Annotated in this window: 17 protein-coding genes; 7 read left to right on the forward strand and 10 right to left on the reverse strand. The window is 63.5% G+C overall.

Features of this window, described 5'->3' with window-relative positions; translation table 11 throughout:
* Window positions 1–147: 147 nt before the first annotated feature.
* The 3 genes from ABQM86_RS20530 to ABQM86_RS20540 form a co-directional block, all read right to left on the reverse strand.
* A complete protein-coding gene (locus tag ABQM86_RS20530) occupies window positions 148–1,152 on the reverse strand; it encodes a LacI family DNA-binding transcriptional regulator (RefSeq protein WP_280624638.1) in 1,005 nt (334 codons plus the stop codon).
* Window positions 1,153–1,218: 66 nt separating this feature from the next.
* On the reverse strand, window positions 1,219–3,183 hold the full coding sequence (locus ABQM86_RS20535; RefSeq protein WP_369745447.1) for a DUF2264 domain-containing protein: 1,965 nt from the start codon (window positions 3,181–3,183) through the stop codon (window positions 1,219–1,221).
* A complete protein-coding gene (locus ABQM86_RS20540; RefSeq protein ID WP_369745448.1) occupies window positions 3,180–4,208 on the reverse strand; it encodes a hydroxyacid dehydrogenase in 1,029 nt (342 codons plus the stop codon). Before ABQM86_RS20540 ends, ABQM86_RS20535 begins: the two co-directional genes overlap by 4 nt.
* Before the next feature lie 247 nt (window positions 4,209–4,455).
* On the opposite strand from ABQM86_RS20540, the gene ABQM86_RS20545 reads away from it, so the two are divergent.
* Together ABQM86_RS20545 and ABQM86_RS20550 are read left to right on the forward strand one after the other, a co-directional pair.
* Entirely contained in the window at window positions 4,456–4,965 is a 510-nt protein-coding gene (locus ABQM86_RS20545) for a TetR/AcrR family transcriptional regulator (protein WP_369745449.1), read from the forward strand.
* The gene (locus tag ABQM86_RS20550; RefSeq protein ID WP_280624647.1) at window positions 4,962–5,624 is read left to right on the forward strand and encodes a GAP family protein; all 663 of its coding nucleotides are present in this window, start codon (window positions 4,962–4,964) and stop codon (window positions 5,622–5,624) included. The genes ABQM86_RS20545 and ABQM86_RS20550 overlap by 4 nt, the downstream gene beginning before the upstream one ends.
* 22 nt (window positions 5,625–5,646) lie before the next feature.
* Here ABQM86_RS20550 and ABQM86_RS20555 read toward each other — a convergent pair whose 3' ends face one another.
* Together ABQM86_RS20555 and ABQM86_RS20560 are read right to left on the reverse strand one after the other, a co-directional pair.
* Window positions 5,647–5,931 (reverse strand): hypothetical protein, encoded by a 285-nt coding sequence (locus ABQM86_RS20555; protein ID WP_207595412.1) that lies wholly within the window; start codon window positions 5,929–5,931, stop codon window positions 5,647–5,649.
* A 34-nt stretch (window positions 5,932–5,965) separates the two neighbouring features.
* Window positions 5,966–6,508 carry a TetR family transcriptional regulator C-terminal domain-containing protein gene (locus ABQM86_RS20560; protein WP_369745450.1) on the reverse strand — a complete coding sequence of 181 codons (543 nt, stop codon included), beginning with the start codon at window positions 6,506–6,508 and terminating at the stop codon, window positions 5,966–5,968.
* A gap of 165 nt (window positions 6,509–6,673) precedes the next feature.
* Here ABQM86_RS20560 and ABQM86_RS20565 point away from each other — a divergent pair, with 165 nt between their 5' ends.
* Entirely contained in the window at window positions 6,674–7,471 is a 798-nt protein-coding gene (locus ABQM86_RS20565) for a ZIP family metal transporter (RefSeq protein ID WP_369745451.1), read from the forward strand.
* 131 nt (window positions 7,472–7,602) lie between these two features.
* On the opposite strand, the gene ABQM86_RS20570 is transcribed toward ABQM86_RS20565, so the two are convergent.
* Both ABQM86_RS20570 and ABQM86_RS20575 read right to left on the reverse strand, forming a co-directional pair.
* On the reverse strand, window positions 7,603–7,863 hold the full coding sequence (locus tag ABQM86_RS20570; RefSeq protein ID WP_089596786.1) for a DUF6458 family protein: 261 nt from the start codon (window positions 7,861–7,863) through the stop codon (window positions 7,603–7,605).
* A 120-nt stretch (window positions 7,864–7,983) separates the two neighbouring features.
* Window positions 7,984–8,880, reverse strand: coding sequence for an SDR family oxidoreductase (locus ABQM86_RS20575; RefSeq protein ID WP_369745452.1), 897 nt, complete (start codon window positions 8,878–8,880; stop codon window positions 7,984–7,986).
* A 130-nt stretch (window positions 8,881–9,010) separates the two neighbouring features.
* Here ABQM86_RS20575 and ABQM86_RS20580 point away from each other — a divergent pair, with 130 nt between their 5' ends.
* The gene (locus ABQM86_RS20580; protein ID WP_369745453.1) at window positions 9,011–9,634 is read left to right on the forward strand and encodes a helix-turn-helix domain-containing protein; all 624 of its coding nucleotides are present in this window, start codon (window positions 9,011–9,013) and stop codon (window positions 9,632–9,634) included.
* Between the two features lie 50 nt (window positions 9,635–9,684).
* Window positions 9,685–10,557, forward strand: a complete 873-nt coding sequence (locus ABQM86_RS20585; protein ID WP_369746696.1) for a DMT family transporter — start codon at window positions 9,685–9,687, stop codon at window positions 10,555–10,557.
* Between the two features lie 66 nt (window positions 10,558–10,623).
* On the opposite strand, the gene ABQM86_RS20590 is transcribed toward ABQM86_RS20585, so the two are convergent.
* On the reverse strand, window positions 10,624–11,676 hold the full coding sequence (locus ABQM86_RS20590) for an NAD(P)-dependent alcohol dehydrogenase (protein ID WP_369745454.1): 1,053 nt from the start codon (window positions 11,674–11,676) through the stop codon (window positions 10,624–10,626).
* Window positions 11,677–11,812: 136 nt separating this feature from the next.
* On the opposite strand from ABQM86_RS20590, the gene ABQM86_RS20595 reads away from it, so the two are divergent.
* The gene (locus tag ABQM86_RS20595) at window positions 11,813–12,478 is read left to right on the forward strand and encodes a TetR/AcrR family transcriptional regulator (RefSeq protein WP_369745455.1); all 666 of its coding nucleotides are present in this window, start codon (window positions 11,813–11,815) and stop codon (window positions 12,476–12,478) included.
* A 10-nt stretch (window positions 12,479–12,488) separates the two neighbouring features.
* Window positions 12,489–14,348: a glycoside hydrolase family 15 protein gene (locus tag ABQM86_RS20600; RefSeq protein ID WP_369745457.1), complete on the forward strand. Its 1,860-nt coding sequence runs from the start codon at window positions 12,489–12,491 to the stop codon at window positions 14,346–14,348.
* On the opposite strand, the gene ABQM86_RS20605 is transcribed toward ABQM86_RS20600, so the two are convergent.
* Together ABQM86_RS20605 and ABQM86_RS20610 are read right to left on the reverse strand one after the other, a co-directional pair.
* Window positions 14,317–14,592 carry a hypothetical protein gene (locus ABQM86_RS20605; protein ID WP_369745459.1) on the reverse strand — a complete coding sequence of 92 codons (276 nt, stop codon included), beginning with the start codon at window positions 14,590–14,592 and terminating at the stop codon, window positions 14,317–14,319. The two genes, ABQM86_RS20600 and ABQM86_RS20605, sit on opposite strands and share 32 nt — an antisense overlap.
* A 113-nt stretch (window positions 14,593–14,705) precedes the next feature.
* The gene (locus tag ABQM86_RS20610; RefSeq protein WP_280624669.1) at window positions 14,706–15,581 is read right to left on the reverse strand and encodes a PRC and DUF2382 domain-containing protein; all 876 of its coding nucleotides are present in this window, start codon (window positions 15,579–15,581) and stop codon (window positions 14,706–14,708) included.
* Window positions 15,582–15,834: the final 253 nt, after the last annotated feature.

The raw sequence follows: 15,834 nt of genomic DNA on the forward strand, positions 1-15,834 counted from the left end.
AAAACTCCGTTGTTTGCTAGGGCTTAAGGTGCCGAAACATCCGGCAGAGCAACTCTCGCATTGATTAATCGCAAAATCAATAGGAAATCCAAAACTGGGGGGAATTATTGTGATCCCACTCACCGGCGGGAGGCGTAACAGGGACGGCTAGATCGCTGCCGTGGAACCGCGATCGATGATCTTCGGAGCTGGTCGCCGAACGATGTGGCTCTTGACCTTTTCGCCCGCAATCATGCGCTGGAGAACCTCATAACCCTTCACTCCAGCCTCATACAGCGGCATCTTTATGGTGGTCAGCGCCGGCCGATAGTAATCCGCTTGCGGGATGTCGTGGTACGCGACAACGGAAAGATCATCCGGCAGGCGCAGGCCCAAATCCGCCACCGCTGCGATCAGCCCGCGGGCGGCCACGATGTTGTCGATGATGATGGCAGTGGGAGGCTCTGAGGACTGCATGAGCTGCGAAACCGTGGAGCGTATGGCCGTGGGGTCGTAGCCACGGACAACTGCGTCGGCAGGGGGCGGCGTAAGATCCCGGGCCGAGAACGCGTCACGGAACCCGGCGCCTCGGGTATCTTCAGTGAAAGGCGTGGGGGGTCCTCCCAGCATCGCTATGCGCCGATGCCCAAGTTTCAGGAGATGAGTGGTCCCAACGAAGATTCCGCGGTAGTCGTCCACCCACACGCATACGTTGACGCCGTCGGTGGGACCGTTCAGAACGACGCACGGAACGTTTCGTTGCTGAAAGATACTGATGTTCTCTTCCGCTGCCGTAAGGAAACGGACCAGGAAGCCGTCCACCATGCCGGTACCCACCAGCCGGCTCAAGAGGTTGCTGCCGGGGGAAACCCTGTCCGAATCAGAGAGGAGGATGGCTCCCCGATTGGCGTCAGCAGCATCCTGCACACCGCGCAACGCCTCGTCGAACACCGGGTTCGAAAGATTGGGCGTAATGGTTGCCACCAGCCCGGTCCGGGACGTTTTCAGGGCCTTGGCTGCGTGATTGGTGACATACCCCAATTCACGGATCGCTTCCTCTACCCGTTTGCGCGTGCTGGGGCTCATCCGGACGGATTTACTACCGGATACGGCTGCCGAAACCACGGCAGCTGAGACCCCCGCGCGCTCGGCCACGGTCTGCAAAGTCACCATGGAGTAAATGTACCGCTTCTGCCGGCTCGAGGAGCCGCCGGCCCGACGCTGCTCATGACGCCACTCCTAGAGCCCCGTTGGTTCCGGCAGGCTGGTTGTGCTGACACATCCATCGGGCCATTCGATCGTGACGCGATCGCCCATGATGCGCACCGATGGCGGAATTGTTGGAGCGACCCCGCTTAGCTCGCTGGCGGCAATGAGCCATCGGCCCGCCTCCGCGGCATCAACAGCCACCCAGGGCGTACCTGTTTCGCCTGGCAGCGGAGTGGAATCATGGCTGCGTTGAACGCCGGTCTCCGGTAGACCAGCGAGCCCCACTATCCTGCTTCGGAGAACGCCACTGGCTGCGGTTGCTTGCTCGGCATCGATCTCCACCTGGCCCGTCACGGGCCAGCCGGTCACCACCACGCTGACAGGCACAGAGGCATCGGCGCTCGGCTCAACCAGGGTAAGACGAACTTCCCACTCCCGGCGAATGATCGATCCAACAATCAGCGTGGGACCGTACGTGTTGGTCCCAAGAAAGCCGTTGCCGTAGTCTCTCTGGCCCTCGGCAATGTCCATCCAACGGGCACGCCACCGCGAAAACGCGAAGGCAGTTTCGTGGTCCGTTCCACCGCTGAGGAGTTCAAACCCCGACCGCTGACTCGAGTGGCCATTGCGGTCCACTACAACCACTGACGAATCAGGCAGCGGATCGCCCGCTTTGGTGATCAGGGGGAACGTAGCGGTGGAATAGGCCAAATGCGCGTAGACATCAACGTCCGAGAGTTCGTTTCCGGGAAGTGCATGGTCCGTACCGTGGTTGTAGATGCGCACAATGCCATCCTGCGTTGTTGAACTGAGCAACCAACCCGGTGCCTGCAACCAGTCCACTCCCCCAAGCCGTTCGATCGGCAAGGGTTCCTCGGTTGCTGCCCAGAGGGGATGCTCTTCCGGAAAGACCAGGCCTAGCAGGCCTTTCGCGGCCCAGTACGGTGAGCCGGTTCCCGAGTAGTCCTGGGCCAGGTCCGGCCACTCGTCGAACCAACCCAACGTCAACAGCCCGCGCTCGTCAGGAGCTCCCCGATCAACGAAGTGCTTCACCGTTCCCATTGCGGCGCGCCGTAGTTCCCCCAGGGACATGACGTCTGTTTCCACCAGGGCTCCGGTCCAGAAGGGGGCTGCGGCGGCGAAACGGTAGATGAGGCTCCGCCCCTGGGCAAGGGGCGCACCGTCGCCTCCCACCAAGCGGGCGGCGTCGCTAAGGAACGCGTCAAACCGGTCCTTGTACGCCGTGAACCGGCTTCGATCCGGGTGGTCTGCATCGAGCATGTCCAACCAAAGGAACGGATACAGCTGCAATGCCCAGGAGTTGTAGTAGTCGAAGGCGCGTGTAACTCCATCGGCGTACCAACCTCCTTCCCTGACGAATGATTCGTGAGCCTGGAGATCAGCGGTGATTTCGCCGTCGTCATAGGGACCGCCAACGCTGGCGAGGAACTGCTCCACCACAAGACGGAACCACACCCAGTTGGTATTGGGCCCAACGGTACCGATCACACGGGCGAGATAGTCCACCACGTTGCGCTGGTCGCCGTCGTCGAGGTGGTCCCATAGCCACTTCCGCGTCAGGTGCAGGCCGACAACCAAAGCCGCGGCCTCCACCTTTGCCTGCGGCTGCTCGTCCGGCAGCGGCCAACGGTCCGGGTTGCCGGGATCAACGCCCGCAACCAGGCCCTGGGAATACCACGGGATGAGGCCCAGAGGATCGTTGCCCTTCTCCCCCGTCAGGCGGAAAGCTGCCAGCATGAAGCTCCTGGCAAATCCTTCCAGGCCGTCGATGGGACTGATCTTCCGCCCATCCCGGGCAGGTATCAGTATGTGGGAGTGCGTGGCGTTGGCGTACGGCCGCACTGCCATGAGCAGTTCATCGGCGAGTACCGCTAGGTGTTGCCGGTTCCACCCCGTGTAAGGGGAAAGAGCGCGGTCCTCCCCCAGTTCAGCCAGTCTCCGGCGCAGGGCGGTGGATTCATTGACGATGGTCATGCTTGGTACTCCAAATCAGAAACGGTGATGGGACTTGCCAGGGCCAGCCCAGAAACAAAGCGCTCCATCTCCTGAAGGGCTTGGTCCGTCATCCGAAACGTCTCCGTTCCCAGTGACCCGGCAATGTGCGGGGTGATGGAAACGTTCTGCAACCCCCACAACACGCTGGAGGAAGGGAGTGGCTCGGGATCGGTGACATCAAGAACGGCGTTGAGTCGACCACTGGCACATTCAGCCTCAAGAGCCGCCGTATCAACGAGGCTGCCTCGGGCGGTGTTGATGAGGGTGGCGTGATCCGGGAGCATTGCCAGCTCTTTTGCCCCGATCATGTGGCGGGTCTCTTCCAGGGCCGGAGCATGGATCGAGAGAATGGAGACTTTTGGAAGCATCTCTTGCAGAGAGCACAATTGTCCGCCAGCCAGTTCAACTGCCTCGCGGGACGCGTAGGGGTCAGCAACCCAGCAAGTGGAGCGGTGCAGACGCGACACCTGCTCGACTACCCGCCGGCCTATCCTCGAGAAACCAATGATGCCAATGCTCTGCTGATAATTGCTCACCGTACCGAAGGGATGCCGCGGGTGGTTCACACCGAGGGGTGGCCTGCTGGCAACCGCCTCGCGGGAGTAGAACTGTGCCTTTTTTCCCGCGAGGACTATGGACGCGAAAGTAAATTCTGCAACGGGAATGGCATTCGCTTCGGCGGCGTTGGTCAACTGGATGCCCCTGGCCCAAAATGAGTCTCCGACGAGGTGTTTGACCGTGCCGGCACAGTGGAACACGGCCTTCAGCCGGGGCATGCGGTCGAGAATGTCGTCCGTGAGAGACGGAGTACCCCATGACGTCAGGAGCAGCTCTGCCTTCGCCAACCGCTCATGATGAACAGGGTTGTGCAGGTCTTCAACGAGTTCCGGCTGGGACAGGTCAGCACACCTCCGCACGCGGTCAAGGTGGGTCCCGTCAAACTGCTGGGCGAATGCCTCGCGGCTCATGGCAATAACGACGACGGGCCGGCGCAGCTCATTCATGCGTCGGCCCGGTATTAAGTGGCGGGCGGGACGGACCCGTCCGGACCCACCGCGGACGCAAGTGCAGTGCGGGCTGGCAATAGGACATACGGAGGCTCCATTGTGGTAGTAGTTCGGCCTGCCCCTCAGGGGCTTTTCTTTAGATTTCCATTGATTTAACGCAAAATCAAGAGCCGGAAGCAGTTCGACTCGGGGCTGCTCTTGAAAAGAGTGGCAGACCGACTAGTCGGTCTGCTATTGTTTTCCCATGTCCATGAGGGAACAGATTCTCGCCACAGCCCGTCAGCTCGCCATCAGCACCGGATCCATACCGTCCATGGATGCCGTGGCAGCCGCGGCGAAGGTGTCAAAGGGTGGCTTCACGCATCACTTCAGAACCAAGGCTGCATTGCTCGAAGGCTTGGCAGTCCAGGCCATCGAATCCTTGGATGAGGCCCTCAACGCGGCCGTCACCAGGGGGAACGTGGTTGAGACGTGGCTGCGCATCTCGATGTCACAAGATGACGCAGATCTCTACAGGGCGCTCCTCGTGTCCTTCACGGACCTGGGAGAGAACGCAGACGGGCTGTTGAGCCTTTCAGCGGAGGCATCAAAGCGCTGGGAGCAACTCCTGGCAGCCGAGCTCGGAGACCCCGTGGCAGCGTCGATCGTTCGACTCCTTGGAGATGGCATGGTGATGAACTCCCTGACGAGGGAGGCTCTTCCCCCGGTCGAGAACATCCTGACGTGGCTGGAGCCACGAAGGAACGCCGAATGACCGCCGGCCTGCTGTGGGCGATCCTTGGTCTCGGCTTGGCGGACAGCCTCAATCCGGCGACAATCGTGACCATAACCCTCATCCTGCTCACGGTCCGCAAGCACCCGGTGACCTCGGCATTGTCCTTTGTCGTGGGCGCCTTGAGCACCGTATTCATTCTGGGTACAGTGATCTTCCTCGGCGCCGGAGCAGCAGCAGACACCGTCAGTGACGGACTTGTCTGGCTCCGGAGAATCGTCTTCCTTGTGGCTGCCGTAACACTGTTCATCACCGGCTACCGACGCCTCAAGGATCGCCCCCGAAAGGGCATCGGCTTGCCATCCTGGTTCGGGATAGGCACAGCATTTCCGTTCGGTGTACTGGTCACCGGCGCCGATCTTCCCAACGCGTTCCCCTACTTCATTGCCATTGAACGGATGGTGGACGCAGATACATCCACGGGAACGGGCCTGCTTGTCCTCGCCGGATACGCGATCATCTATTGCGTGCCATGCCTGATTCTGCTTGCCCTCGGCATCGCTCACGGCGACAAGGTCCGCGAAAAACTTCAAAAGGTCTACGACCGATTCGCCACGGGCACCACCCAACGATCGGTTGCTGCAGCGGTGCTCTATCTTCTCTTGGGGGTCGGCGTCCTCGCGATCGCCCTCTGGCCTTAACGGGCGGGCATAGACCCGCCGGCTACCGTGCTTCCAGCCGCGCCTTCAGCTGTTCAGCGTAATCCGTATAGGCGGCAGCAATCTCTTCCAGGTCCACTGTTTGGGGGAAGTCGATCACCGGCTGGTGCTCGGCCAGGTACGACGTTGTTTCTTCAACAACGAGCTGCTCGTCGAATCCGCCAAGGCCAGCCTCGGCAAGGAACTCCGGGTTGGTGTGGACCAGGGATTCCCCGGTTTGGCCTTCCGAGGCCCAGCGCACCAAGTATTCGTTCTGATTGACCAGTTCAATATCGAATGACTTCTCCATGCCAGCAGCCTAACGCCGGGCGCGCCGTTCGCCGTTACGTGGCCGGTGCCGATCGTGCGCCCATGCGCTCCAGCAGCGCCCCAGCCGGCAGCCCCAGAAGGGCGGACGCCAGGCTCCCCATGAGATCCAGCACGTACTCACTGCCGGCACTTCCGGCCAGCACATCCATCACCAGCCCGTCTTCCTGGGCAACCAGGGTCCTGGCGATCTTGGCCGAGTCCAGAAGGGGAGAGAACTCGCCGGAGCGGGTTCCGGCGTCGATGATGTCGCGGTAGATCTGCTCTTGGGCGCTGGTGAGCTCGTCCTGGATGCGCCGCTGCTCGGGGTCACGGAGCATGTGGGGCCAGTATTCGTAAAGGATCCGGGAGACGTCGTCGTCCAGTCCGGCAGTAGTGCCCGCGCTCATGACGGCGGCGAGCCGCGCCGTCGGGCTCATGTCAGGGTCAACGGATTCGGCGAGTTTCTCAAGAAACCTGCTGGAGGAAGCGCGCACGGCTGCAGCGATGATCTCGGCATGGCTGCCCAACTCCGGGACCAGGAAGGCTTGCTGCCCTTCCCGATGTTCGGCGGCGCCCACTTCCAGTCGCCGGCCTGGAGCGAGGATTCACCCGGTGCGCGGCAGGGCACCGGAACGGCCTGACCGCCCGCCCAATGCAAGCAGCGTTCGACGGCGGGCTGCCGCCGTCGAGCGCTGCTTCCTCGCCCTAGAGAAGATCAGGTTACTTACTTCTATAATGGCATTGTGATGGCATCACTGTGGTTCGGATTGATTGCCTCCAGCGCCTTGGTGATAGGCGCGCTCATCGGTGTGCGTTTCGAGCTGCCGAAGCGGCTCCTCGCCATCCTGCTGTCCTTCGCGGCCGGCTCACTCATTACCGCGCTGGCGTTCGAACTGTTCGAGGACGCCTACCAGCAAGGCGGAATTGTGCGTGCGGCCGTGGGGCTACTTGCCGGGGCCATAGTGTTTACCGCGCTCAGCGCCTTCCTGGATCGCCTGGCCCAACCCGGCCGCACATCGAAATCCAAGCCCGCAGACGAAGTGCAGGGCAGCCCGAAGCTGGACACCGACGCCGCCGCGTCGGATAGGGCAGCCACGTCCGCCTCCACACGCGGGGCTGCCGGAATGGCGTTGCTGGCCGCTGTGACCCTGGACGGCGTACCGGAAAACGTGGCGTTGGGCATCTCCCTGGAAGAAGGATCCGGCGGCCTGGCACTGCTGGCGGCCATATTTGTGTCCAACTTCCCCGAGGCCCTGGTGGGGGCCTCGTCCATGCGCAGCCAGGGCCGCAAAGGCGGGTCGATCATGCTGCTCTGGAGTGTGTGCGCCGTGCTGCTGGTGGCAGCCGTGGTCCTTGGCGCCGGGCCCCTTTCCTCCGCCGAACCCGCCACCATCTCCCTGCCGTTGGCGTTCGCCGCCGGCGCGGTGATCGCGTCGCTGGCGGACACCCTCATGCCCGAGGCCTACGAGCATGGCGGCCCCGCAGTGGCACTGAGCACGGCAGCGGGCTTCGTCCTTTCGTTCACCCTCTCACTCGTGTGAGCGGTGAGCGGCCGGACTGCTGAACGACGGCCGACTGGGCGCCCGACGCAAGAAGCGCGCCACGCAAGAAGCGCACGACGGCGGCAGTCCGGCGTCGTGCGCTTCTTGTTGTCTTGCTGGTGCAGCGGCTGCTAAACCTCCGGGCGACGCTCCACAACCGTCTCGGGGGCGGCGCGCCGCTCGACCACTGTTTCAGGGGCGGTGCGGCGCTCGACGACCGTCCGGCGGGTCCTGTTGGACATGGCGATGGAGATGATGAGGCCAATGACGCCGACCACCATCAGGATGTAGCCCACCAGGACTTGGTCCAGGAAGGGAATGAGTCCCGGGGCGAGCGCGAAGGCCAAAATAGCGCCGATGGCAATCAGGGCAATGGAAGAACCAATTCTCATAGCGTGCTCCTCGTGTCCGTTCGGCGCGTGGTCAGGGATCGTCGGCCGAATCTATACAGTCAGCATACTTATGAACCACGGCTCCCACCAGCCATACGAAGCCCTCCGACGGGCCCTGCATCAGTGGCCGTAGCGTGCGGCCACCCGGGCGATGGCGTCCTCGGGAGTCGGCGCGGGCCCGAACACCTGCTCCTGGCGGGTGGTGTCCGCAACATATTTGCCGGTCTCGAACCACGCCACCATGCTGGCCATGTCTCCTACCAGCGGAAGGACTTTCGAGGTCACCTTGCCGAGCCCGGCAATGGCGCCCGCGGGAATGGACATCACCTTGATCTGCTTGCCTGCCCGCTGGCCGGCAATGTCCGCAGCGTCCTGAATGCTGACGGGGCGGCTCCAGCCAACATCAATGTGCTCCCCCTCAACAATGTCCGCGTCAACAGCCTCCGCGAGGTACCGTGCCACATCGCTGGCCAGGACAAAAGTGAGCCTGGCGTCCTTGGAGCCAAGCCATACAAAGCGGCCCTTGGCGAAGGGGTCGCCGCCCATGCCCACCGCCTGGTCAAAGAAAGCACCCGGGCGGAGAGCCACAAAGGGAACGCCGAGCTCCCGGAACTTGTCCTCAGCCAGCTTCTTGTTCCAAAAATGCGGGATCTGTGGCGTTTGGTCGCTGGTGACGATGCTGATCAGCACGAAGCGGGGCACGCCGGCATACTTGGCGGCGACGGCCAGGTTGCTGTTGCCAAAGGTGTCGATGGCCTGGGCGTTCTTGTCATTTCGCGTATAGCCGGCGGCTGTCGAGACAACCGCCGAAACGCCCGTCATCGCGGCGATCAAGGAGGCGGCGTCCAGCATGTCCCCGCGGACGATCTCAACTCCCTTGGCCTCGACCTTGGCGGCGTTGGATTTGGGCCTCACCAAGGCCCGGACGTTCTTGCCGAGCTTCAGGAGCTCATCCACCACTTGTCCACCAAGGAATCCCGTGGCACCAATAACAAGGACAGGAAGGTCTTCGGCCACGATTTCTCCTTTGGTTTTGTTCCTAGGGTCAGTGGTAGCACGAGCGCGGGACGGCGGCCAGCCCCCGGTTCACCCCGCCTCGGGCCTCGCTGATAGAGAGAGTGCACTGAAAGTGCAGTATGCTGCACTTATGGATGACAGCACCACCACCCTCTCCCTGGCCATCGGCACCCGGGTCAAGCAGGAACGCCAAGCCCGCGGATGGACCTTGGACCACCTGGCCGAGGCTGCAGGCGTGAGCCGCCGGATGATCGTCAACGTGGAGCAAGGAGCCGCGAACCCCAGCATCGGAACACTGCTGCGGATCAGCGACGCCCTGGGAGTTGGGCTCCCGGCCCTGGTGGAGTCCCCGCGCCCCAAGCCCGTCAAGATCACCCGCAGCGGCGAAGGCGCAACACTCTGGAGCAGCGGACAGGGCGGCCAGGGAATCCTGGTGGCCGGGACCGACTCACCGGACGTAGTGGAACTCTGGGACTGGACCCTGGGCCCCGGCGACAGCCATGCCAGCGAGGCCCACACGGCGGGCACCAAGGAACTCCTGCAGGTTCAAGCCGGTGCGGTGACCGTAGATGCCGGGGAGCACTCAGTAACCCTCGAAGGTGGTGATGCCATGACCTTCCCAGGCGACATCGCCCACTCCTACGCCAACCTTGGGGCTTCGCCGGCCCGATTCATCCTTGCTGTTTTTGAGCCCGGCGTGGGCTCAGGGCATCGGCAGGACAAGGATCCCAGCGGCATGGGAATCAACAAGTGAGCGCCCGCAAAGGCGGCCCCATTCCGCCTTGGGGCCTTGCTGTTGCAGCCATGTTCTCGGTGCAGCTCAGCTCCGCCCTCTCGGTGGGCCTCATCGCGGAGGTGGGTGCGGCCGGAACAGCATGGTTGCGGCTCAGCCTGGGTGCCATCATCTTCCTTGCCATCGCGCGCCCACCCCTGCGATCGGTTCGCCGGCCGGACATCCTGCCACTCCTGGGCCTCGGCATCGCTACCGGGCTCATGACCATCATGTTCCTCGCTGCCGTGGAGCGGATCCCGTTGGGCACCACCGTCGCCATCGAGTTCCTGGGCCCACTGACGGTGGCGGCCATCCGCAGCCATAACCGCCGCGCCTTGGCATGGCCGGTGCTGGCGCTGCTGGGAGTGGTCCTGCTGACCGAACCCTGGCATGGCCGCGTCGACTTCCTGGGAATCATGTTCGCGGCCATCGCAGCCGCTGGGTGGGGCGCCTATATCCTGCTGACGCAGCTGATCGGCGACCGTTTCACCGGCATCGGAGCGCTCTCCCTGACAGTCCCCATCGCCGCCGCGACGGCCGCCGTCGTCGGCATTCCACAGGCTGCCGGGCACCTCACCTGGGGCATCCTGGCAGGTGCCCTGGGCGTCGCCATCCTGATGCCGGTCCTGCCGTTCGTGTTGGAGCTGAAAGCACTGCGCCGGATGACGTCCACGGCTTTCGGCACGCTGATGTCACTGGAACCTGCCTTCGCCGTTCTCCTGGGACTGCTGGTGCTGCACCAGCAACCCACCATCGTCCAATTCATCGGTATCGCGCTGGTTGTTGTTGCCGGCGTCGCCTCCCAGCGCGGGGGCGAGAGGAAACTGCCTCCCCTGGCCGAGCCCACCACCATGGGACCCGCACCTGAGACCTTATCCGCAACCGGTCCCGGCAAAGAGAACTGACGCACGACGGCGACCTCCCGCCGTCGTCCGCCTCCTTCTTTTGGCTCTTGCCTTGCACCCACCGGCTTAGAGGGTGATGGCGACCTTGCCGCGGACCTTGCCGGCATCCAGGTAGCGCATGGCGTCCGGGACCTGGGCCAGCGGGTACGTCCGGTCGATGACGGGAGTAATGGTTCCCGCCTCGAGAAGTCCTGCCAAGTACTCAAGATCCGGCGCGTTTTGGGTACCCACGATCATGGTGAGGCGCTGCCGGATGAAGGGCGAGAGGGCCACGGCGCGCAATTGCCTGTCCATGCTTCCCGTCCACGAGCCGCCCTCCTCGCCGCCGGTGATCACGGCAGTCCCGGACGGGGTGAGTGACCGGCGTAAACGTGTAACCGACGGGTTGCCCGCGATGTCGATGATGACGTCGTACTGCTCAGTGCCGTCGAGGAAGTCCTGGGTGGTGTAGTCGATCACGTGGTCGGCACCGAGGGTCCTCAGCATCGGCACTTTCGCAGCACTGGCCACTCCGGTGACCTCAGCCCCGGCAGCTTTGGCGAACTGCACCACATAACTGCCTACGCCGCCCGAAGCTCCGGTGACCATGACCTTGAGCCCTTGCGCCGGGTGGTCCTGGCTGGGCTCGATGCCGCCCGCACGCAGGGCGATCAGCGCCGTGCACGCGGACACCGGCACCACCGCGGCCTGCTCGGAGGTGATGTTCGCCGGCTTGTGGGCCAACTGGTTTTCGCGGGCTGCGGCATACTCGGCAAACGTTCCCCTGCCCGAGCCGAACACTTGGTCACCTACCGCAAAGCGGGTCACCTTTGCTCCCACCGCTTCAACGGTTCCCGCGAGGTCCAGCCCGGGGACGGGCTGCCTGGGAGCCTTGAATCCATACACCAGGCGCAGCGCATAGGGCAGGCCGGTGGCTATGTGCCAGGTGCCGCGATCCAGCCCGGCCGCCTGGACTTTCACCAGTACTTCGTTCTCCGCGATGACAGGACGCGGAACCCGGGCCTCATGGAGAACGTCGGCGGAACCGTAGCCGTCCTGCACGATGGCACGCATGGTGGGACCCGGCAACGCCCGATCCTTGTGGCGACGGGATTCTTTGGCTTGCTGACCAGTGGTCATGGCCGACCCTTTCAGTGCTTGTGCGGTGGGTGAGTGATGCAGCAGGGGTTTGGTGTGATTTTCGTACGCTGTACCAATGAGATTACCGTACACTGTACTAATCCGCTAGAGCCCAGCAACCAGTCGAGGAGTGCCCGTGCCCACCGCAGCATCGCAGCGAAGCCCGCTGAGCCGGGAGCGGGTCCTTGAATGCGCCGTCACCCTCGCCGACGAGTCCGGAATCGACGCCCTGACCATCCGCACGCTCGCCCTCAGCATGGGAACCAAACCCATGTCCCTCTACTACTACGTCGCCAACAAGGACGAGATCCTGGACGGCATCGTGGATATGGTGTTCAGCGAAATCGAGCTGCCGGCAGCCGACGGGGACTGGCGCAAGGAGATGGAGTTGAGGGCCCACCGGATGCGGTCGGCACTCAGGCGCCACCCCTGGGCAGTCGGGTTGCTGGAGAGCCGGTCCGCGCCTGGCCCTGCAACGCTCCGGCATCACGAAGCAACGCTCGCGACGCTGAGGACCGCAGGATTCTCCGTCCAGCTCACTGCCCACGCCTACGCCCTGCTGGACAGTTACATTTACGGCTTTGCCGTGCAGGAAGCGGCCCTCCCGTTCGAGGGGCGGGACACCGCAGCCGAGATCACCAGCCCCATCCTGGAGCGCTTCGCCACCGGTGAGTATCCCCGCATGGTGGAGATCGCCGTCGAGCATGTCCTTAAACCCGGCTACGACTTTGGCGACGAATTCCAGTTCGGCCTGAACCTCATTCTGGACGGCTTGAGCCGTCTGGGGGGAGACGCGGACTAGGATCTGATCCATGGCCAGGATTGAGGACTACGCGATCATCGGGGACCTGAACACCGCTGCCTTGGTAGGGCGGAGCGGGTCCATTGACTGGATGTGCCTGCCACGGTTCGACTCCCCCGCCTGCTTCGCGTCACTGCTGCACACGCCCGACGCTGGCCGCTGGCTTTTGGCGCCCGCCGGCACACCCGACGGCGGCAACTGCACCCGACGCCGCTACCGCGAGGACACCCTCATCCTGGAGACAGAGTGGGAAGTGGACGGCGGCAAGGTCCGGGTGATCGACTTCATGCCGGTCCGGGACGACGCCGTGGACCTGGTGCGGATCGTGGAGGGCATCTCCGGCGAAGTCACCATGCAGATGGAGTTGGTCCTGCGCTTCGATTACGGCCGCGTGGTGCCGTGGGTCCGGCACAGCAAGCACGGCATCAGCGCGGTAGCGGGTCCCGACTCGGCCTACCTCACCACCCCTGTCCCGCTCGAGGGCCGGGACAAGCGCACCTACAGCGAATTCACGGTCCGCGCGGGTGATCGGGTCCCGTTCGTGCTGCGCTGGGCGCCGAGCCATGAGCGGGAGCCGCGACGGATCGACCCCTTCCGTGCGCTCTCAGTGACCGAGTCGTTCTGGCTGGAGTGGATTGGCCGCAGCGAAATGGCCGGGAAGTACAAGGAACCGGTGGAGCGGTCCCTCATCACCCTCAAGGCACTGACGTATGCGCCCACCGGAGGCATCGTGGCAGCGGCAACCACGTCCCTGCCCGAGCAGATCGGCGGGCCCCGGAACTGGGACTACCGCTACTGCTGGTTGCGCGACGCTACCCTGACCCTGCAATCACTGCTCGCCGCAGGGTACACGGAGGAGGCGTCCGCATGGCGGGACTGGCTGCTGCGCGCCATCGCCGGCGACCCGTCGGAGCTTCAGATTGTGTACGGGCTCGACGGCGCGCGGAGACTCCCCGAGGCAGACATCCCGTGGCTCTCCGGTTACGAAGGTTCACTGCCCGTCCGCACCGGAAACGCCGCAGCCCCGCAGTTGCAACTCGATGTGTGGGGCGAGGTCCTGGACGGCCTTTCCCTGACCCGGGCGGCTTTCCAGGACGGCACCGTGGACAGTTCCTGGGACATCCAGGTGGCCCTGATGGAGTATCTCGAAGGAGCCTGGGACCAGCCGGACAACGGGCTCTGGGAAATGCGCGGACCGAGGCAGCATTTCACCCATTCCAAGGTCATGGCATGGGTGGCAGCAGATCGCATGGTCAAAGGCGTCCGGACCTCCGGACTACCTGGCCCACACGACCGCTGGGCAGCACTCCGTAGCGAAATCCATCACGACGTCATGACCAGGGGGTTCGACGAGGAACTCAACACCTTCGTCCAGTCTTACGGAAGCAAGGAACTGGATGCCAGCCTGCTTCTGGTCCCCCGCGTCGGCTTCCTCCCGCACAGGCATCCACGCGTCGCAGGGACAGTGGAAGCCATCCAAAAAGGACTCACGGATGACGGCCTGGTCCTCCGCTACAGAACCCAGACCGGGCACGACGGCCTGCCTGGCGACGAAGGAGTTTTCCTTGCCTGTTCATTCTGGCTGGTGGATGCGCTGCTGGGCATCGGCCGCTCCACCGAGGCAACCGGGCTCTTTGAGCGGCTCCTCACCCTGCGCAACGATGTGGGGTTGCTGAGCGAGGAGTGGGACCCCCGTGCCCAACGGCAACTGGGCAACACTCCCCAGGCCTTCAGCCATTTCCCCCTCATTCACAGCGCCTTGCAACTGCATCAGGGAGAGGCACACAAGAGCGACACCCCGCTGGGGCACCCAAAACATCCGGGGCACTCCAGCGGTTCTACCCTTCGGAATGACCCTCGCCTGCGTTAGGCGGGGTTTCGCCTTTATGGCTCGCTTCTTCCAAGTGCATATCCAACTTGCGTTCGGCCTCGCGCCGCCGCTGGCCGACGGTCCTCAACTGCTGGGTGGTGGGGTCTGCCCTGTCCTCCGGCGCGGCGGCTGATTGTGCGGCGGCTGTTTGTCCCGTGTCCGTTTGTGCGGCGGCTGTTTGTCCCGTGTCCGTTTGTGCGGCGTCCGAGCGCGCAGCAATCCGGTCCTTCTCATGTTCGCCCATAAGGAGATCGTCCCATCGCCCGCCCTTTTGCGATAGCGAAATTCGCGATGCGGGGCCCGCTCTGCGCCCATACCCGGGCACGTGGGACGTAGAGCGGGCCTCACACCATGCGTTTAGCGGCGGACGTCGTCCGAGCTGGTTCCCTCGGTTTCGATGCGCTCCTTCCGGACTTCCTCGTCCACCCGAACATCCTCGGTCACTGTGTCCTTTTCGAGGCGGACGCGCTCCACCGGGACGGTCTCCTTGTCCACCACGGGCCTCTCCTCGTGGAGGGTGACCTCGTGCTCACTCTCCGTCAGTTCGGCACCGGACATGGCATCGCCTGCGTTCGCGTCCGTAATGGGCTCCCGCTCCACACGGACCTCCTCGCGCTGCACGGGGACCGTCGTGGTGACGTTCTCAGTGGTGATGTACTTCCTGAGGCGTGCCCGACCCGTGGCTTGCTTCTCCGTGCCGACGTTCAACCTTTCTTCAGAGCGGGTCATGGCGTCGTCGTCGTCCCTGTCAGCCTCCGGACGATAGGCGCCTCCCGTGTCCATCGCGTCCCTGGTGCCGAGCGTATCCTGGGTTCCCACCGGGTCCCGCGTACCCACTGTGCCGGCGAAATGTGCATCACGATCAGTTGTCGAGTCGGCGCGCAAATCATCGCCGTGACCGCTGAAGCCGCGCTCGCCCTCGAGTCCGTAATGGTTGTACAGGCGACTCTCCTCACCCGGATCCAAGTGCCCGTCTTCGGCCACCCGGGGAGCATCTTTGATGTGGTCCTTGCTGTAGGGAACCACTACGTCGTCACCATCCACGGCGGCGTCCTGAAGCGGTATGAACGATTCCGAACTGCCAAAAAGTCCGGTCTTGACGGTCACCCAGGTGGGTTCGCCGGTGTCATCATCGGTGTAAAACGTGCCGATCGAGCCCACCTTGTCACCTTCAGTGGTACGGACGTGTCCGTTGAGGCCCATCAACCGGTCAATGTTTTCCCTAGCGAGCATGATGTCTCCTTGGAATGCGGTTCTCTTATGTGGTTGCCAAGCGGGCTGCATCACCAGGCATGGTTTCCGAACGCCGGAGCGGGGAAGAAATTCAACCCGTCGGCTTTAAGGAACACCAATACAGTAAGCATGCTTAGCGTTTGCTTGGCAAGACCCAATGTGAGAACCGGCGGAATCTCCGCGCAGACCGGTGAGGCACCCTCGGAGGCAGGCCGCCGCCGTCGTGCGCCCCTTTCACATTCTTAGAAATCGC

This window comes from Paenarthrobacter sp. AMU7 (assembly GCF_041200195.1).
Classification (GTDB): Bacteria; Actinomycetota; Actinomycetes; order Actinomycetales; family Micrococcaceae; genus Arthrobacter.